This window comes from Sphingobacterium kyonggiense (genome assembly GCF_039536825.1).
In the GTDB taxonomy this organism is placed as follows: domain Bacteria; phylum Bacteroidota; class Bacteroidia; order Sphingobacteriales; family Sphingobacteriaceae; genus Sphingobacterium; species Sphingobacterium kyonggiense.
Window position 1 is genome coordinate 503397 of sequence record NZ_BAAAZI010000006.1, and the last position, 19335, is coordinate 522731.

Here is a 19335-nt window from a genome sequence, read left to right on the forward strand (position 1 = left end):
TAATTTCATGTAGCGAACCAAGAGAATTATTAACGAAGTTAGATTCCAATAATATCATTTCGATATGGAAGCAATAAAAAACATGGAAGTTAAACATCCAATTGAATTTACCGTTCCAGCTTTAGGGGCAGGATCATTTTATATACAAGAAGATATTCGCAGTGACTTTTATAGCCATTACCACAGGCATAAAGAGATTCAAATCTCCTATATTGTGCGTGGAAAAGGTTCTGTGGTTATTGGAAACCTTATTCAGCCCTTTGTGGAGAATGAGATTTATATCCTTAAAGCAAATGATCCACATATCTTCATTAAAGAGAATGGTTTAGAGGAAGATATTCACGTGATCCATGTGTTCGTTGGTTTTGAAAAGCTTAAATACCTCTTTGACTTGCAGGAGTTAAATGCAATCCGGGAGTTTTTTAAATTTCTTGATACATCTAAGAAACTGGAACCTAAATATAGTTTGGGAATTAAAGATCGCTTTTTAGAGTTGAATAGAGCAGAGGGTATGAACAAGTTCAAAAAAGTATTGGATGTATTTGAATACCTTCTACAGAATGATTCGCATCTGATTTCCTTATATTCTGGATTGGCAGACTCTAATTTTAATGATAAAGTAGGGGTGAGAATCAATGAAGTGATTCGTTTTAGTCTGGAAAACTTCCATCATGATATTACCATTGATGAGGTTGCAAAGTTGATTCATATGACGCCTTCTGCTTTCTGTAAGTATTTTAAGAAGCACACGATGAAGACTTATGTAACCTTCTTAAATGAGATCAGAATAGAAAAAGCATGTCAATTACTTGTTAATAGATCAACAGAAAACATTTCTGAGGTGGCTTACTTATGTGGATTCAATACCGTAGTGCATTTTAACAGGGTTTTCAAACATAGCTTGGGTTGTTCACCAAGTGAATTTATTCAGCAGCACAGCGTAAATTAAGCTCTTTTCAAAGCAACTTTCTTTTAATTAATTAAGAAATTGAATTAAAATTCAAGGGATATTTGGATTTTGGTTCAATTTTTGTTATATTGGGGTCTAACAATAAAAAGAAAGGTAAAATTTATGATTAAAAAAGAGAAAACGAAGAAAGAAGCCCTAGTCAGAAACCCATACTTATACTATGTAACGAATTGGGGATTCCCGGTTAATCAACCAAACAACAACCCTAGAAGTGTTAACAATAAAAGTTAACCCTTCTAAAAAACCAAAGAAACAAATAATTTTAGATGTGCTTTTTTAACAAAAAAGCATTTTGTGTTTTATAGAGGGTCCTAATTATCCCTTATCCATTTTAAAATGCAAAATCTACAGTCCTTTTCGGATTATCCAACTTTGCACTTTTCCTGTTCTTTCCAACTGTAACATGCAATATGTTCGATTGTGTTTTGAAATCTTGAAACAGCAATTGATTGGTTATGGAGATTTTATTAATTTGCTGTACTTGTGGAATGACAAAGTAGCACCAGGCTACATCATCTTCAACCTCATATCCTACATAGCTTAGTTTTTTTGTTTGGCCTTCTAGTTTTATTCGGAAATTATTACGGATATAAGTAGCAATCGCGGAATCAGCTTGTGCTTTGATCTTTGGATTGATAATGTCAATTTTTTGTTTTTGCTGATTCTTCAATGTCAATTCTAAATCGTCATAAAAGATTCGGCACGAAATCTCCAATTGTTTTTTATTATTATTAAAATCTATGCTGCTAATACTGACATAAAAGGGATGTGCATAGGCAAAGAGCGTAATGAAAAAACTAGTTATTATACATAATATCAGGGGGTTAAATAATTTCTTCATGATTTATTTACACACTAAAAGGTTCCAATCTGAAGGAAAATGTTTACTTTTCCACTACCAAACTAATTAAAATTGTAATGAGTAGCCGTTTTATTCCATTATTTTTACAATCCAGACTACATAAGTTTGTTTTCTTGCTGTCATTTCTATCATTGTTAGGAGGAAGTTTGATGTTACAATCTTGTAAGAAAGATGATGAGCAACGCTTTGAGGTTTTCATTGGATTAAGTGATGATTATCTGGAAGAAATTGAGGTGGAGAAAATGGAAGATCAACAAGCCAAACTTGTGGTCAAAGATGCTTTTATTAGTGTACTCAAAGATTTGAAGATTAATGCTGGTCGAACAATAGAGGTCATTCGCTTACTACCTTTGTTTTTTCAATTAAATACGGAAATTACAAGCGAGGAGAAGATACTGTTAGAAAAGGATGACCGTATTGACTTCGTGGAAGTAGATAAGAGCAAGATTCATTAAACTCTGCCCTTACCTTTATGACAACTTAAAAGCCTTTACTTTCCTATAAATTCCTTTTGTAATTATTTAGTTATACGTATTTCCTTATTAAAATAATCCTAAATTTGTTTTAATTAACAGGAATAACCTAAATAATGAGTGACTTCTCCATCTATTTTCAATTGGGATGGCAACATATCCTAGATTTAAACGGATATGACCATATTCTATTTGTGCTTGTTTTATGCTGCAGCTATACCTTAAAGGACTGGAAAAGACTTTTGTGGTTAGTGACTGCATTTACCCTTGGACATTCCATCACTTTAGCATTAGCTGTATTTAAGATCGTCAAGGTAGATACAGCTTGGATAGAATTTCTAATTCCTATCACGATTTTATTAACGGCAATTTACAACCTTCCAAAAAGAAGAACACAACGTAATCCTTGGGTTCTATATAGCATGACCTTATTTTTTGGCTTAATACATGGCTTAGGCTTCTCAAACTACCTACAATCTTTATTAGGTCAAGAAGCTTCTATATTAGTTCCTTTGCTTTCCTTTAATATTGGATTAGAGTTTGGACAATTGATTATTGTATTTTTTGTAATTCTGCTCTCTGAATTGATGCTGAAGATCTTTCAAGTCAGTAACCGAGATTGGAGTTTCTTTTTGTCATCTGCTGTATTTGGTATTTCCTTTATTATGGCTATTGAACGTTTACCACTATGAGAACATATAAACAGTTAATAGCAACCTTTGTTGCAGCTCTAGCAATAGCAAATCTTCCATTTGCGCAGGCACAAATGCAGCCTAATCCAGGTTCAAACCATGGTAACAAATTTGAACAGTTAGGAACACTATTATCTGATCCTAATATTTTCCGTACGGCATCAGGTGCTCCTGGTGCAATGTATTGGCAACAAAAGGCGGATTATGTTATCAATGTGGAAGTCGATGATGTGAATCAAGTTCTCAAAGGTTCAGAAACAATCACTTATACGAATAACTCTCCAGATCCATTGAGTTACTTATGGATCCAATTGGATGAGAATGAACACGCTGATAATGCTCCAAATAAAGTGTTTGACCAGAGCAGTCTTCGCGAGCGCATGTCCATGGATCAATTAAAGGCTATGGTTCCTGAGAAAAAGGGCTATGGTGTAAATATCCATAAGGTGAATGATGGGAATAATAAACCCCTAAAATATTCCATCAATCATACGATGATGCGTATTGAATTACCTACGATCCTTAAACCTGGTGCTAAGATGGTATTGAATATAGATTGGGATTATAAAATTTCAGATCGTATGGTAGAAGGTGGTCGTGGAGGATATGAATATTTTGCTAAGGACCAGAATTACCTATATACGATTGCACAATGGTTTCCTCGGATGGCCGTTTATTCTGACTTTCAAGGATGGCAGAATAAGCAGTTTACAGGTAGGGGAGAATTTGCCTTAGTATTTGGCGATTATAAAGTAAATATAACCGTTCCTGCAGATCATATTGTAGGAGCAACAGGTGAATGCCAAAACTATAGTCAGGTATTGAGCTCAGCGCAATTGGCTCGTTGGAAGCAAGCACAATCTTCTAAAGAGCCAATTGAGGTTGTAAGTTTGGATGATGCTAAAAAGGCAATGGGACAGAAGTCCACTGCTAAAAAGACTTGGGTGTATGAAGCAAAGAATGTAAGAGATTTTGCGTTCGTAACATCAAGAAGGTTGGTTTGGGATGCAATGAAGGTAAATGAAGGGATACCAGGTAATCAGCCTATGGCAATGTCTTATTATGGACCAGAAGCATACCCTTTGTACCGCAGATATTCAACAAAGGCTGTAGCACATACGCTAAAGACCTACTCTAAATTTTCCATTCCTTATCCATATCCAGTAGCCATTTCAGTGGAAGCTGCCAATGGTATGGAATATCCGATGATCTGTTTTAATTACGGTCGTGCAGATGAAGATGGAACTTATACCGAAGCTGTTAAATATGGTATGATAGGGGTTATAATCCACGAAGTTGGTCATAATTTCTTTCCGATGATTGTCAATTCGGATGAAAGACAATGGACCTGGATGGATGAAGGATTGAATACCTTTTTACAATACCTAACAGAACAAGAGTGGGATAAGGATTTTCCATCACGTCGTGGTCCTGCGAACAAGATTGTAGACTATATGAAGTTGCCTAAAGATGAATTGGAACCGATTATGACCAACTCGGAAAATATAGTTCAATTTGGGCCAAATGCCTATGCTAAGCCTGCTACAGCACTAAATATCTTAAGAGAGACGGTAATGGGAAGGGAATTGTTCGATTATGCTTTCAAAGAATATGCTAGACGTTGGGAGTTTAAGCATCCAACACCTGCTGATTTCTTCCGTACCATGGAAGATGCTTCAGCGGTAGATTTAGATTGGTTTTGGAGAGGTTGGTTCTTCGGTACAGATCCAGTGGAAATATCATTGGAGAATGTTACTCAATACCGCATGGCTGGAGGTAATCCTGCTAAAGCACAGAAAGAGCGGAAGGAAGCATATGATAATGACCTGAATACTATTACCAGACAGCGCAATATGGAAGAAAACCTTTCTTTCTTAGTTGAAAAAGATACTTCCTTATTGGATTTTTACAATAAATGGGATCGTTTTGCTGTGAAGCCTGCAAATGAAGAAAATTACCAGAAATTCTATAGTACTTTAACCCCTAAAGAGAAAGACATCTTTGATGGGAAGATAGCATTCTACGAATTAAACTTTAAGAACAATGGTGGTTTGGTCATGCCATTGATCATTCAATGGACTTTTACAGATGGAAGCAAAGAAGTAGATCGTATCCCTGCGTATATATGGCGCAAGAATGAAGGAGAAGTAACAAAGGTATTTGCCAAGAATAAGTAGGTAACCTCTATTCAATTAGACCCTTTCTCGGAGACTGCAGATATTGATGAGTCTAATAATTCATGGCCTAGAACATCAAAGCCTTCGCGATTTGAATTGTTTCAAGGACAAGGGCGTGCTGCCAGAGGGCAATCCGCAGAACCAAACCCAATGAAAGAAGCAAAGAATTCTAATAAATAACAAATTATAATTATCTAACCGACGTCTCTTTTTATTGATTAAGAAGAGACGTCTGTTTTTAAGAGACTAAATACAATCAGGTCACGGAATTCGTAATTGCCTATCCATTCTCCATTTCTTTTAATTCCTTCTTGTTTAAAGCCTAATCTTTTAGGAATAGCTATGCTTTTCAGATTTCCTATGGCACAGCAAATCTGAATCCGCTGTATCTTCATCGTGTCAAAGAGTTCTTGAATTAGACTTTTGACAGCATTGGTCATGATTCCTTGGTTTTGGTATTCTTGTGCTAACCAGTAACCAATTTCGGTGCTTTTATTTATATAATCTGTTTCTTTTGTTCCGATAAGACCTATTAGACGGTCCTCATGACAAATCTTATAAACAAAGTCCTTATTGTTTTTCCGGCTTTCAATAGCCATTTCGATGAATCCTCGACTATCATCCACTCGATTAGTAAATTGAATGAAAGGAAGCCATTCGCCTAAGTAAGCGCGTTGGCTGTCTATGAGACGATACATTTTAGGGGCATCAGCAGATACGAGGGCTTTTAAAGTAAATCCTTCATGTAGGGGAATGCGTTTTCTCATAAACGATACGAATGCTGGCATGTTCTTTATTATGTTGGTTTTTTACACAGTTCCAATACTTTGGAAAGTGCTTTTTTGATTCTTTCTTCGCCTTCTTCTTTGTTCATGTCGATGCCACAAAATGTACTTCCATTTGACTTGGCATGTAATGCTAAGTAATACAAGCCCGCTGTTTGCAAGGCTATGATCGCTCTAATGTCAACATCGTCATTAGGAAGATCGGCTTCATATTTTTTTAGTAATTCTTCGCCTACATCCTCGCGTTCATCTGCGATCATACGTAGGGCTTTATTGGGTTCTGATAGCTCCCATTGTAAGATACGTTGCAATATTTTGTCTTGAAGCACGGCATCGAATTGTCCAATAAGCAGGTCATCCATTTCTTGTTTACTGATGCTATCCTTTTTAAGCAGTACGCTGATTTGTTTTTTTGCTTTGGTTTTCCAATAATCTTGCTCCCGAAGATATATGCCGACCAGTTTATCTAAACTGCCATAATAACTATATACCAGCTTGCGGTCTACCTGTGCTTCAATGGCAATATTGGCAATCGTAAGACCTGGATATCCTTTCTTTTTTAAAACCTTACCCACAGCAGCAACCATGCGACGCATGGTTCTTGCCTTTTCTCTTATAGGTCCTGAAGTGACCTTCCTAGGTTTCTGTGTTTCCATCTTCTTTTTCATCTATAAAGAAAATAATCTTTTGTCTTTTTTGTTTTATTAATTAATTCTTGTTTGATTCTAATTCTGAATATTGTGCTAGATTCTTGGCAATCCTCTTTTTTATCCTACTTCTTAAGATTCGAGGGGATATGACCTCCACACAATCGGCAAACCCAAGGATTTCCCGTTCGAGTTCCAGGTTATGAACGACATCGATGCGAATAACAATACTGCCATCAACTTCTCTTTTTACCAATTGTTGTGAATGATGTAAAGGTTTTGTCTCTATATATGGTGCTGTATTCGCCTCAAATTTTAAGATAATTTTATTCCCACGATCACGTTCAGTTTTAGATACACCTATGGTATCTGCAAAATAACGCTCAAAATTCACACCATCATAAGCTTCGAAATTAGACTTTGACATTTCATCGATCTCTAGGATGCGGTCCAATGCCAGGTTAGTTAAGCCTTGTGATTTCTTTTTCTTACAGATTAGAAACCATCTATTCCTATATTCTTTCAATAAATAAGGGAAATAAATTTCTGTATTTTCACTTAATGAACGAAATGACTTATAGCGGATTAATAAAGGAATTTCATTTTTTATGGCTTTATATAAAGGAGTAAGCCACTCTAATCCTTTCAACAAACTATTACCCTCCATCTGTACAATTCCTTCTTTATTGTCTTGCGAAGAGAGAATCTTGTTGTCCAGTTTAACAATCATCTCGTTCATTTCATTAAAGATTGAAAAACCACTTAATTGTTTTAAAACATCAAGTGCTTCCTTCATTTTATCCATATCGGTACTGGATATTGGAGAATTGCTTATGCTGTATTCGGGGTCGGAATAGGTGTAATATTTCTTGTCTGTAACCACAATTGGAGCTTCGTATCCTAACTTATTGCTTCGCATGAGTTGGATATCACCTTGTATGGTGCGCTTGCTGACTCCTGAATTTATTCCTTCCAATTCATAGAGACCATTAGCTACCTTTTCCATCAAGTTTTCAAGTGTCCATTTCCGATGTCTTTGACGCAAGCATTCATCAATGATTTTGTATCGTATTAAAGCTAATTTATTACTTGACATGCTGGAGAATATCGTTTTACACTTAAATAAATATACCTGTCTTTTATAAACTACGCAATAGAACTGCGCAGTTGTGCTGTTTTTATTTTTTAATGGAAATTATTTTTAAAAATATCTAATTGATTTACAGTGTGTTTGTATAAATATTTAGGGGTTACGTCTCAATTATTTTTATTGCGCAATTCGTCTGCGTATATGGCCATGCATCTTTGTAATGTCAAGTATGACAAATTAGTTCTTTGATGATTAGAAGCTTAAAGCTTAGAAGATATATGCCATTCATTTGGTATATCAGATTCGTTTAATTCAATAACATCCTAGAATGCTGTTTCTGTATAGCAGCTTAGTGCAATCCTCACAAAAGGCTTTGTATACTGATGAAATTGAATGAGCAGTCTGCTTACGTGATCGGTAGTGGGTTCAATTCCTGCCTCCCAAGTGGAGTAGCTCACCGGTAGAGCAATCACACCTGTTGCAGGTTCGAATCCTGCTCTTGTGAAAACAAGATAGCTAAATGGTAAAGCACCGCTGGTTCGCCAGCTCTTTAACAAACATGAAAGTTATGCTTTCTTTAAAAAAGCAGGGCTTTTTGCTTCCTAGCTCAGTCTGATTGAAAAGATTTCTTTCAGTTAGACAGTCGTTAGCCTGCCTGTACTTAGCAGCTAGTTTTTTGATAGGCGGATAATAGGAATCAAACTTGATATTTCATGCTTACGAGTATGTTTTTTTCGATGCTTGATTGGAGTTATCTCGAGATGAAAAACTACCTGCCTAGTCCGCGAGTGAGCGATGAGCCAGGAAGTAAAAGGTTTTTTTGAAAACGAATGAATTTAAATTAAATATAAAACAAGATGAAAAGAATGATCATTAACAAAAACGAAGTAGGATTGGTACTTAAGAACAATACCGTGAAGCGTGTATTGACTGAAGGAAAATACTGGTTAGGATTTGGAGAAACTGTAGTTCATTTTACTAGAAATGGAGAAGTTAAGACTGCCTATAATATCGATTTGCTAATGAGCATTCCGGAATTTGCAGCCTTAGTGGATGTCTTTGAAGTCGCTGACTTAGAGATCGGTTTATTGTATGTGAACAAGAACTTCCAAGCTGTCTTAACTGCTGGTCGTCATTACTTCTGGAAAGGGGTGGTAGAGAACCGTGTAGAGAAGTATAATATTTCTGAATTGGAAATTCCAAAAACTATCTCTAGAGATATGTTGTTAAAAGGTCCATTGCAATATTATGTTCGATCTTTTGAGGTGAATCCTGCTGAAAAGGCGTTGTTCTTTGTGGATGGTGAATTTGTAAAAGAATTAGGTCCAGGTAAGTACATGTTTTGGAAGAATAGCATTACAGTGGAGATCAAAAATGCTGATATGCGTTTAAATACCTTGGAGTTAAACGGTCAAGAGATCTTGACTAAGGATAAAGCTCAAATTCGGGTAAACTTTACGGCGCAATATCAGGTGGTAGATTTGCAACAAGCGATCTTAGAAAATAAGGATTACTTGACTCAATTATACAACTTGATGCAATTCGGTTTGCGAGCATATTTGGGAAATATGACCTTAGATGCCATCTTAGAGAATAAGGAAGGTATCAGCGATTATATCTTACACACCTTTGAAAAAGAAGTGAAGAACTTAGGTTTAAAGCTTTCTAAAGTAGGAGTGAAGGACATTATCTTGCCTGGAGATATCCGAGAGATTATGAACCAAGTATTGGTTGCTGAGAAAAGAGCGCAAGCGAATATCATCACCCGTAGGGAAGAGACAGCTTCTACGAGAAGCTTGTTGAATACTGCGAAATTGTTAGAAGAAAACAATATGTTGTACCGATTGAAGGAAATGGAATACATGGAAAAGATTGCGGATAAGATCAATTCCATCTCGGTTTCCGGAAATGGACAAGTATTGGATCAATTGAAACAATTGTTCGTGAAATAAGGAAATTGGAGCCATGCTCCAATTTCTTTATTTATAGGTACCTTAAGAAAGGTCAGTTTGATTCTAATTCCCTTAGTAATCTACTGTTATAAAATTCCAATGTAAGCTATCTATCAAGGTTAGTTTATTGCTTTCTACTGGTAAGCCAATAGCCAGTTTTAAAACTTGCAAAGCCATCATATTTCCAATCATACCTGCCAAAGGACCTAAAACCCCTAAACTATCGCAGGTCGGAAGATTGGAGTCATCTGTTGATCTAGGAAATAAATCGCGCAGATTCTTACTTCCTTGATAATTAAAAACCGTTAATTGTCCTTCAAAACTTTGGATACTTCCATATACCAAAGGCTTATTCCATTTGACACTAGAATCATTGATCAAATACCGCGTATCAAAATTATCTGTCGCATCCACGATGATGTCATACAAGGGGAATATGCTATCAGCAAGTTCTTCTTCCAGTCGGGTAGAATAAACCTCATATTGTAGATTAGCATGGATGGCTTCAACAAAGCGTGCCGCACTGTGAACCTTAGGTTTGCCAACATCTTGTTCTTGATGAATGACCTGTCGATTTAAGTTATGAAGCTCTACGACATCGTGGTCTACAATACCTAATTTCCCGATTCCTGCTGCCGCTAAGTATTGTATAATCGGAGAGCCCAATCCTCCGGCACCAACTACCAATACTTTGGTGCTCATGATCTTTCGCTGTCCTTCCACACCGACTTCCTCCATAAAGATCTGTCGGCTATAACGTTGAAAATTATCTTGCTCTATTGCCATGGCTACACACCCGAGTATACTTGATCCCAATCTTTCATTACAGGATCATAACCATGTCCTTTAATCATGTCACGAATGGCTTCCATCGAACGTTCATCCGATATTTCAAATTGTTCTAAAGATTGCGGGTCTACTACATATCCACCCGGATTGGTCTTCGAAGCTGCACTCATGGTACTTACACCCAAAGGAACAACATGATTTCTGAACCGTTCAGATTCTCTGGTAGAGAGTGATATTTCCAAGTCTGGATTCCAAATTCGGTAAGCACAGATTAACTGCAGCAAATGTTTATCTTCCATAATGAACTTAGGCTCTATAATTCCCTCTGCCGGACGAAGCCTAGGAAAGGATACAGAATACCGGCTTTGCCAGTATTTCTTTTGTAAGTAGTCAATATGCTTGGCATTGAGCAAACTGTCTACACGCCAATCTTCTAGACCCAATAAAACCCCTAAGCCCATTTTGTGGATACCTGCCTGTCCGATGCGGTCTGGTGTTTCTAATCGATAATTGAAATTTGATTTCTTGCCCTTTGGATGATATTCTTTATAAACCTCCTGATGGTAGGTTTCCTGGTATACCAACACCGCATGCACACCTGCTAGTTGTAGTAATTGGTAATCCGTTAAATCCAAAGGTTGTACCTCGATGGAAATTTGAGCGAAATGTGGTTTTAATAAGTCTATTGCATTTAAGAAATAAGCCGTATCCACTATTTTATTGGCTTCACCAGATACCAAAAGTACATGGTTAATGCCCATTGACTTCAATGCAAAAGCTTCCAGGAGAAGTTCCGAATCTGAAAGGGTCTTTCGTTTAATTTTATTGTCCATGCTGAATCCACAATATGTACAGATATTCTGGCATTCATTGCTTAGGTAAAGTGGTGCATATAGTTGAATGGTCTTACCAAAACGCTGTTGCGTCAAAACCATTGACTGTCTGGCCATCTCTTCTAAGAATGGTTCAGCGGCAGGAGAAAGTAAAGTAGCGAAATCATGAATATCCTTCTTCGATTTACGGAGTACGCGATGCACATCATCACTTGTTTTATGGTAAATACTCGCTTTTAAAGTATCCCAATCCTCTTGCTCGAAAATAGTGCTATAACTGTTCATTTCTTGAATTAATCAAATAAAAAGGATGTTAAAGGGGAGGAGGCAACAGCCTGTTTGGCCACTTGTCCTGCTAAACCAGCCTCATAAGCAGTACGGCCTGCTTCAACAGCCAAGCGAAAAGCAATAGCCATACTTATTGGGTCTTTAGCAGCAGCAATTGCGGTGTTTACTAATACGGCATCAGCGCCCATTTCCATAGCTTTTGAAGCATCAGAAGGAGCTCCAATTCCAGCATCGACGATTACAGGAACTTGACTTTGCTCGATAATGATCTCCAAGAAATCAACCGTCTTCAAGCCTTTATTACTTCCAATAGGCGAGGCTAGAGGCATTACTGCCGCAGTTCCTGCATCTTCCAGACGTTTACAAAGTACCGGATCCGCATGGATATAGGGCAATACCACAAAGCCTAATTTTGCTAGTTCCTCAGTCGCTTTTAGGGTCTCAATCGGGTCTGGTAAAAGGTATCTCGGGTCAGGGTGAATCTCCAACTTTAACCAATTGGTCTCCATCGCCTCTCGTGCTAATTGAGCTGCCAATACAGCTTCTTCAGCAGTTCTAGCTCCAGAGGTATTTGGTAACCAGTTAATTTCAGGAGATTTCAGAAAGTTTAGAAATTGATCTTCTTCATCATGGGTATCCACGCGTTTTAAGGCCATGGTTACCATTTCTGAACCTGATGCTTTGATGGCATTCACCATAAGATTTAAACTCCCGAATTTTCCTGTTCCTAAAAACAATCTAGAGTTGAATATTTTATCCTTGATCTGTAATTTTTCCATGAGGTGTAGTATTTAATATTATTGGTTTAGAAATAAGGTTGATGCGGCAATTCCATAAATTCCTATTTCCTGTAATGGCGCTATATCTTGCTCCTCAATCCCACCAATTGCATAAATGGCTGGAATAGCTATTTTTTCTTGTTCTAATTGCTGAAGTATTTCTTGATAGCCTGTAACCCCCAGTATCGGGCTTAATTTTGTTTTGGTGCTGGTAAACCGATAGGGACCAAGACCAATGTAATCGGATTTTTCCGCTATACGTTGCTTAACATCTTGAAAGGTATTTGCTGTACCACCTAAAATGACGTTTGATCCTAAAGACGCCCTAACCTGCGTTATGGATGCATCGGTAAGTCCGAGATGAACACCATCAGCATTTATTTCTGGTTGGATTTCCCAATGATCATTAATGATAAGTAAAGACTGATAAGTATCACAAAGTTTTCTTACTTTCAATCCCAATTGAATCAGTTGGTTTGTTTCCGCTTCTTTCCAACGGATTTGAATGAATTTAATCCCTTGATCCAGGACTTTCTGAATACCCGTTAATTGTTCAGGTTTACTTCTTCCTTGGGAAATGTATTGATATATAGGTAGATTAAAATTAGACATGTTTTAAGATTTTACGGAGACAAGCCTTAAAAGTTTCCAAAGGATTTTCAGAATTCCAGATACTTCCCAATAATGCTACGGCATCAAATCCCATCTGAAGGGTGTTATCAATATTGTCTTTATTTACTCCGGACAAGCCTACTAAAGAGACTTGTTGATTTTTTCGGTCAGCAAGTTGAGGGATAACAGACTTGTTTACCCCATATCCAGGCTTAGATAGGCTTGGGTAAACCGGACTTAATAATGCATAATCCCAATAACTGCCTAAGGAATTAAATTCTGTAATATCATGTACAGAACAAGACAGGTGATAATTTTTAATTCCGTTTTTTGTTACGCTATCACGTAAATGACGATTAAAATGAAGTCTTTTGATTCCTAATTCGTTTGCCAAATGATGATGAGAATGCAATACCAAAGCATTTCTAAAACTCATGGGAATGCTGTTTATCAATTGGATGACCTCCATATCCGTAAGATCGTATTTACGGATATGAATGCTTTCCAAACCATTTTCTAGTAATTGTAACCAGATTTTAGGTTCTAAAGGATCATAATGCTCTTTGCTTATGACAATTATCATAAGTAGATTTCTTTACCACTTTCAATAAATTCCTGCGATTTTTCTAACATGCCTTCTTCTGTTGCTTCCCTGATTTCTTGTGTGATTTTCATCGAGCAAAATTTCGGTCCGCACATGGAACAGAAGTGGGCTACCTTAGCGCCATCAGCAGGTAAGGTCTCGTCATGGAATTCTCTAGCTGTATCTGGGTCTAATGATAAGTTAAATTGATCTTCCCAACGGAATTCAAATCGAGCCTTACTCAATACATTATCACGATATTGTGCGCCAGGATGTCCTTTAGCCAAATCAGCCGCATGAGCTGCAAGTTTATAGGTAATAACTCCATCCTTTACATCTTTTTTATTCGGAAGTCCCAAATGTTCTTTAGGCGTCACATAGCACAGCATGGCACAGCCGTACCAACCAATCATTGCTGCTCCAATAGCAGAGGTGATATGGTCATATCCAGGTGCGATGTCGGTAGTCAAAGGACCTAAGGTGTAGAACGGAGCCTCATCACATTCTTCCAATTGCTTCTCCATGTTCTCCTTGATCATATGCATAGGAACGTGGCCAGGACCTTCAATCATCACTTGAACATCGTGCTTCCATGCGATTTTTGTTAACTCACCTAGCGTTTCTAATTCGGCAAATTGTGCAGCATCATTCGCATCTGCAATAGAACCCGGACGTAATCCATCTCCTAATGAAAATGCCACATCATATTGCTTCATGATTTCGCAAATCTCCTCAAAATGGGTATATAAGAAGTTTTCTTTATGATGAAATAAGCACCATTTTGCCATGATGGAACCACCTCTAGAGACAATCCCAGTTACCCGAGCTGCAGTCAAGTGAATATAGCGCAACAAGACACCCGCATGAATGGTGAAATAAGAAACCCCTTGCTCAGCTTGCTCGATTAAAGTATCTCTGAAAACTTCCCAAGTAAGATCCTCCGGCACACCTTTCACTTTTTCTAAGGCTTGGTAAATTGGAACAGTACCAATTGGAACCGGAGAGTTACGAATGATCCACTCTCTAGTTTCATGGATGTTTTTTCCTGTAGAAAGGTCCATAATCGTATCAGCACCCCAACGGCATGCCCATACTGCCTTCTCAACTTCCTCTTCAATACTGGAACTGACGGCACTATTACCAATATTCGCATTGATTTTAACCAAAAAGTTGCGTCCTATAATCATAGGCTCACTTTCCGGGTGGTTAATGTTATTTGGAATTATAGCACGGCCAGCGGCTATTTCATCACGAACAAACTCAGGAGTAATTTTATTTTTTGGCGTCTTAGCTCCAAATTTTTCTCCTGGATGCTGTTGTTTTAAGGATGCTGGTGCATTCTCCAATTGTTCGATTCGTTGATTTTCACGAATCGCGATATATTCCATCTCAGGGGTAATAATCCCTTGTTTAGCATAGTGTAATTGGGTAACATTTTTTCCTTCCTTGGCTTTCATTGGTTTGTGGGAATAAGAAAAACGTAATTCATCCAATTTTGTATCAGCTAGTCTTTCCAAACCATATTCAGAGCTAATTTGATCTAAAACATCCACATCCTTGCGGTCTAGAATCCACTGCTCACGAATTCGTTTCAATCCTTTTCTTACATCAATTGTTGCGGTTTCATCGGTATATGGTCCAGAAGTGTCATAAACTGTAATAGGCGCATTCTCTTCAAATCCACCTTTACTCAGTTTGGTAGGACTCAAGGTGATTTCACGCATGGCTACTTCAATAGGAAATAGCTTTCCTGGAATATATACCTTCTTTGAATTTGGAAATGGGCTGGTACTGATAGTCTCTTGATTCATAGTTTTAAAGCTTAAATACATGGATAGGTTAACCACCTTGGGTGGCTTTTATGATTAGAATTTGATCTTCTGCTTGTAGGGTAGTGTTGGACCATTGGTCTTTGGGGATGACACGATTGTTGAGTGCAACAGCAATTCCTCCTTTTAAGTCAGGGAATTCCTTCTCCAAAAGTATCGCAAGATTGGCTGGAGCCTCTGTAAATTGTTTCTTTTGTTGATTGATACTGATTTCCATTCCTTCGTTTATTAGTAGAATTAATAAACTTTAGGAACGCCTTCAGTGGTGCAGATTCACACCCATGATGAGCTCTTACTTTTCCCTACGCTAATATGACTTAGATCAGGTTCAAAGGGTAATATCTCAGCCCGCAACACTTGCAGACACCCCTAAAGTTTCTACGAAGCTATGGATTATTATTTAAAATTAAAAATGTTAAGGATGGAATTAAGAAGTAGCCTCTGAAAACAGTGACTTTGAATTGGATGCTAAAGTTTCACCAATGTATGTTGCCAAGAAATTCTGTATGTTTTCATAAGATTATGAGTGGATTTATCCTTGAGTTTCATTCGAGACTCTAAGGGAATTTCTAGGGATCTGATATGGATCTTGTTCGGATCTCGTTCGGTCGGAACCGAACGAGATCCGAAGGAGTTCCGAACAAGTTCCGAAGGAGATCCGTAAGAGTGGCGAATCAAACCTCTGTAAGAGACGGTTAGACATCATACAAAAGACAACAGAAATAGATGTGAGATATGATACCGGTACGCTATGTAGATGTGAGATAGTAGACGATGAGACAACAGACGAAAGACACCAGATTTTAGGTTTTTTGAGGGGAAGATAAGTTGGATTTTGGATAACGGTCGAAGCATGCTTCGACCCTACAGTTATGGTAATAATTGCCAATATTTTCACGATTGTTTGTAGGGTCGATGCATGCATCGACCGCTCAACCTATACTCTTTACAGCTCAATTGGTCTAATAGCTGGTGTCCATTATCTGTTATCTAAAATCGGGCGGACATGCTGTTCGTTCTCCTCGGAGATAAATCTCCTTCTTTCAAACTCACTTAGAACCGCGCCTATCTAACGTGCTATCTAGATAGTTCGATAGTGGATAGTTAATAGCAACCCTGCGTAGGGGCAGCACTAAGCGAAGCGGAATTTCTGCCCGCGTAAAACGTAACGTTAGTATAAAAAATTGGAATTATTAAAAGATTTGGAAATTGCCTTTAATTGATATATTTGCGATGCATCAGAATTTGTAAGATCCAGTATTTGGACCCAAGAGTTAATATGCTGCAAACCCCTAAAGATGAAGTTAAAATCCACTAATATTGCTGTTGCTGCAGCGCTTTTATCCATGGTTTGTGTACAGGGTGGCGCTTCGATTGCCAAGCAATTGTTTCCTGCCATTGGTCCGATTGGAACGACTACCTTACGTATTGGTTTATCTGCCATTCTTTTATACCTGATTAATCGCCCTCCAATATTTTCTTTCAATGCTAAACAATGGTTTTATTGTGCTATATACGGTTTAGGGATTGCTGCCATGAACCTTATCTTTTATATGGCCATACAGCGGATACCTTTAGGCCTGGGAGTGACAATTGAATTTATTGGTCCGCTATTCTTGGCATTTGCTTTATCAAGGCGATGGCTCGATGTCCTTTGGGCTTCACTCGCATGTATAGGGATATTATTGATTGTGCCTTGGAATAGTAATGATATTGATGTCATTGGATTGCTATTGGCTTTTACTGCTGGTACATTTTGGGCTGTCTACATCATTATAGGCGGGAAAGTATCCAAAATTATGGATGGCAGGCATGCGGTTAGTACGGGCATGTTGATCGCTACGGCTTTCATCATTCCATTTGCTTTATGGGATGGTTCCATCATGTCTTTAACTCCCGAACTTTTCCTAAAAGGACTAGGAGTGGCTATATTTTCCAGTGCCTTGCCTTTCTCTTTGGATATGATCGCATTGGGCAGATTACCTGCTAAAACTTTCAGTATTCTTACGAGTTTACAACCGGCATTTGGTGCTTTATCAGGATTATTGTTCTTGAGTGAAAACCTCAGTTTATTGCAATGGCTATCGGTGGGATGTGTGGTTTTAGCAAGTATGGGCACGACAGTTTTCGGAAAGAAAACTGCTGTTAAACCTCAATAATAAATGTATTTTTTGCTAAATTCGATTCACATTAACCTATCATAAATAGCTAACATGAGTAATATAAAACTATTAACCGAAGAGGAATCCGATAAATTAATTCAAATATTACAACAACGGTTTGAGAAAAATATGCACCGCCATGCCCATATAAAATGGGATGATGTGTTGGAAAAATTGAATTCTGATGCAAACAAGCTATGGTCATTACAACGTATGGAAGAGACTGGGGGTGAGCCAGACGTGGTGGTCTTAAACGCTGATAGTTCAAGCTTGTGCTATATTGATTGTTCAGCTGAAAGCCCTAAGGGTAGGAGAAGCTGTTGTTATGATCAATTGGCTTTGGAAACTCGTAAAGAACATAAACCGAAATTTAGTGCGGAGGCAATGGCTGAAGAATTTTTTGTATCCATTCTAACGGAAGAAGAGTTCAAGGCATTACAGGCAATTGAAAAGTTTGATTTGAAAACCAGTAGTTGGCTTCAGACTCCTGCAGAGGTTAGGAAATTAGGAGGAGCTATATTTGGGGATAGACGATACGACCGAGTTTTCATCTATCATAATGGTGCAGAGTCTTATTATGCTGCTCGAGGATTCCGTGCTAAATTGCTATTGGATTAAGAATTTTAAAGTATTTAAGCTTACCGATTTTAATAATCGGTATTTTTTTGCTTTATCCTATATACATAAGAAAATTATGTATATTTGAAATACTAATTGTTGAAAATGAAGGATTCTAAGTTATTGAAAGGGACATTACAGACTATTATTTTGAAATTATTATCCGATAAGGACAAGATGTATGGTTATGAAATTACGCAGCAGGTAAAGCAGTTGACAGCGGGAGAGTTCATTTTGACAGAAGGTGCTTTATATCCAGCCTTACATAAACTAGAAGCTGATGGATACCTTCAAACGGATTCTGTAATAGTGGATGGACGAGCCAGAAAGTATTATTCCTTAACTGAATTTGGACAAAAGGAGCAAGTTAGTAAGGTACAGGATGCCTTGACCTTTGTTGAAAAATTACAATTGATTCTTAACTCAAAACCAAGCCTCTCATGATAAGCAAGAAATTAAACAAAGCAGAATTAAAGACTTTACTTTCCTTTATCGAGAAAAAAGGTCACCCATATGTGGATGTACAATTGGAAATATTAGATCACTTTGCTTGTAAGGTGGAGGATTTGATGAGTTCAAATCAGCATTTGGTATTATCGGAAGCAATGGATAAAGCGTATTCTAGTTTTGGCATTTACGGATTTTCTGAAATTGCTGATTCCTATGGTTGGGGATTGAATCGTAAATTCTTACATAAGCTACCTGCTGAATTATGGAAATATATGAAGGGATGGTATAGTATTATTTTTATCATCTATTTTTCTTTGTTTGGCTATTTTATTCCGGCAGATAGAACTCCTTTCTGGGATGGATTTATATTAGGTGCAGTTGTGATTTTAATTCTGATGACCTTGGTTTATATATTCAAATATCGTCCCATATATAATAAATACATGCTATATCGAGGTTATTTAGGGCTGATGATTCCTTTAATGTTTGGCAGTTCTGTTTTGTTAATGTCAGGATGGATAGGCGAGATTCTCCCAGTAAATATTTATCATTTCTTTGTGTTTTTAGTTACTTATTTTAGTTACGCACTATTAACAATTTTTGAGAGAAATTTAAAATCAATAGTAAACCGAGTGGATGAAATGGAATTGGAGACTTATTATTCCTAGATAGTGTGAATGTAGGATATGTTTTTTAGTTCAATCTCCCTTTGAAATTGATTAGGTTGTAAAATTTCTTTTTAAT

General features: G+C 37.4%; 20 protein-coding genes and 1 riboswitch. Of the genes, 9 read left to right on the forward strand and 11 right to left on the reverse strand.

Annotated elements, in window-relative coordinates:
- The first annotated feature begins 82 nt into the window (after positions 1-82).
- Positions 83-949, forward strand: coding sequence for an AraC family transcriptional regulator (locus ABD676_RS07070; RefSeq protein ID WP_344673895.1), 867 nt, complete (start codon positions 83-85; stop codon positions 947-949).
- 352 nt (positions 950-1301) lie between these two features.
- Here ABD676_RS07070 and ABD676_RS07075 read toward each other — a convergent pair whose 3' ends face one another.
- A complete protein-coding gene (locus ABD676_RS07075) occupies positions 1302-1811 on the reverse strand; it encodes a DUF6702 family protein (RefSeq protein ID WP_344673896.1) in 510 nt (169 codons plus the stop codon).
- Positions 1812-1888: 77 nt separating this feature from the next.
- On the opposite strand from ABD676_RS07075, the gene ABD676_RS07080 reads away from it, so the two are divergent.
- From ABD676_RS07080 to ABD676_RS07090, 3 genes are all read left to right on the forward strand, one after another.
- A complete protein-coding gene (locus tag ABD676_RS07080) occupies positions 1889-2287 on the forward strand; it encodes a hypothetical protein (protein WP_344673897.1) in 399 nt (132 codons plus the stop codon).
- 134 nt (positions 2288-2421) lie between these two features.
- A complete protein-coding gene (locus ABD676_RS07085) occupies positions 2422-2997 on the forward strand; it encodes a HupE/UreJ family protein (RefSeq protein WP_344673898.1) in 576 nt (191 codons plus the stop codon).
- Entirely contained in the window at positions 2994-5174 is a 2181-nt protein-coding gene (locus ABD676_RS07090; protein ID WP_344673899.1) for a M1 family metallopeptidase, read from the forward strand. The genes ABD676_RS07085 and ABD676_RS07090 overlap by 4 nt, the downstream gene beginning before the upstream one ends.
- 218 nt (positions 5175-5392) lie before the next feature.
- Here ABD676_RS07090 and ABD676_RS07095 read toward each other — a convergent pair whose 3' ends face one another.
- Genes ABD676_RS07095 through ABD676_RS07105 form a run of 3 tightly spaced genes read right to left on the reverse strand, consistent with a single transcriptional unit; the run spans position 5393 to position 7702 of the window.
- Positions 5393-5962, reverse strand: coding sequence for a GNAT family N-acetyltransferase (locus ABD676_RS07095; RefSeq protein WP_344673900.1), 570 nt, complete (start codon positions 5960-5962; stop codon positions 5393-5395).
- An 8-nt stretch (positions 5963-5970) separates the two neighbouring features.
- Positions 5971-6627, reverse strand: a complete 657-nt coding sequence (locus tag ABD676_RS07100; protein ID WP_344673901.1) for a TetR/AcrR family transcriptional regulator — start codon at positions 6625-6627, stop codon at positions 5971-5973.
- A gap of 40 nt (positions 6628-6667) precedes the next feature.
- Positions 6668-7702, reverse strand: coding sequence for a helix-turn-helix transcriptional regulator (locus ABD676_RS07105; RefSeq protein ID WP_344673902.1), 1035 nt, complete (start codon positions 7700-7702; stop codon positions 6668-6670).
- Between the two features lie 860 nt (positions 7703-8562).
- Here ABD676_RS07105 and ABD676_RS07110 point away from each other — a divergent pair.
- A complete protein-coding gene (locus tag ABD676_RS07110; protein WP_344673903.1) occupies positions 8563-9648 on the forward strand; it encodes a slipin family protein in 1086 nt (361 codons plus the stop codon).
- A gap of 72 nt (positions 9649-9720) precedes the next feature.
- Here ABD676_RS07110 and ABD676_RS07115 read toward each other — a convergent pair whose 3' ends face one another.
- Genes ABD676_RS07115 through thiS form a run of 7 tightly spaced genes read right to left on the reverse strand, consistent with a single transcriptional unit; the run spans position 9721 to position 15578 of the window.
- Positions 9721-10434, reverse strand: coding sequence for a HesA/MoeB/ThiF family protein (locus ABD676_RS07115; RefSeq protein ID WP_344673904.1), 714 nt, complete (start codon positions 10432-10434; stop codon positions 9721-9723).
- A 2-nt stretch (positions 10435-10436) separates the two neighbouring features.
- On the reverse strand, positions 10437-11555 hold the full coding sequence (gene thiH, locus ABD676_RS07120; RefSeq protein WP_344673905.1) for a 2-iminoacetate synthase ThiH: 1119 nt from the start codon (positions 11553-11555) through the stop codon (positions 10437-10439).
- Between the two features lie 8 nt (positions 11556-11563).
- Positions 11564-12337, reverse strand: a complete 774-nt coding sequence (locus ABD676_RS07125; RefSeq protein ID WP_344673906.1) for a thiazole synthase — start codon at positions 12335-12337, stop codon at positions 11564-11566.
- A gap of 18 nt (positions 12338-12355) precedes the next feature.
- Positions 12356-12949: a thiamine phosphate synthase gene (locus ABD676_RS07130; RefSeq protein WP_344673907.1), complete on the reverse strand. Its 594-nt coding sequence runs from the start codon at positions 12947-12949 to the stop codon at positions 12356-12358.
- On the reverse strand, positions 12942-13532 hold the full coding sequence (locus ABD676_RS07135) for a thiamine phosphate synthase (RefSeq protein ID WP_344673908.1): 591 nt from the start codon (positions 13530-13532) through the stop codon (positions 12942-12944). The genes ABD676_RS07130 and ABD676_RS07135 overlap by 8 nt, the downstream gene beginning before the upstream one ends.
- On the reverse strand, positions 13529-15343 hold the full coding sequence (thiC, locus tag ABD676_RS07140) for a phosphomethylpyrimidine synthase ThiC (RefSeq protein WP_425565274.1): 1815 nt from the start codon (positions 15341-15343) through the stop codon (positions 13529-13531). The genes ABD676_RS07135 and thiC overlap by 4 nt, the downstream gene beginning before the upstream one ends.
- Positions 15344-15371: 28 nt before the next feature.
- A complete protein-coding gene (thiS, locus tag ABD676_RS07145) occupies positions 15372-15578 on the reverse strand; it encodes a sulfur carrier protein ThiS (protein ID WP_344673910.1) in 207 nt (68 codons plus the stop codon).
- A 65-nt stretch (positions 15579-15643) separates the two neighbouring features.
- A riboswitch (TPP riboswitch) is annotated at positions 15644-15742 on the reverse strand.
- A 917-nt stretch (positions 15743-16659) separates the two neighbouring features.
- On the opposite strand from thiS, the gene ABD676_RS07150 reads away from it, so the two are divergent.
- From ABD676_RS07150 to ABD676_RS07165, 4 genes are all read left to right on the forward strand, one after another.
- Positions 16660-17520 carry an EamA family transporter gene (locus tag ABD676_RS07150; RefSeq protein WP_344673911.1) on the forward strand — a complete coding sequence of 287 codons (861 nt, stop codon included), beginning with the start codon at positions 16660-16662 and terminating at the stop codon, positions 17518-17520.
- Positions 17521-17574: 54 nt separating this feature from the next.
- Positions 17575-18141, forward strand: a complete 567-nt coding sequence (locus ABD676_RS07155) for a DUF4256 domain-containing protein (protein WP_344673912.1) — start codon at positions 17575-17577, stop codon at positions 18139-18141.
- Between the two features lie 105 nt (positions 18142-18246).
- Complete coding sequence (locus ABD676_RS07160) at positions 18247-18585, forward strand: PadR family transcriptional regulator (protein ID WP_344673913.1); 339 nt, start codon at positions 18247-18249, stop codon at positions 18583-18585.
- A complete protein-coding gene (locus tag ABD676_RS07165) occupies positions 18582-19259 on the forward strand; it encodes a hypothetical protein (RefSeq protein ID WP_344673914.1) in 678 nt (225 codons plus the stop codon). The genes ABD676_RS07160 and ABD676_RS07165 overlap by 4 nt, the downstream gene beginning before the upstream one ends.
- Positions 19260-19335: the final 76 nt, after the last annotated feature.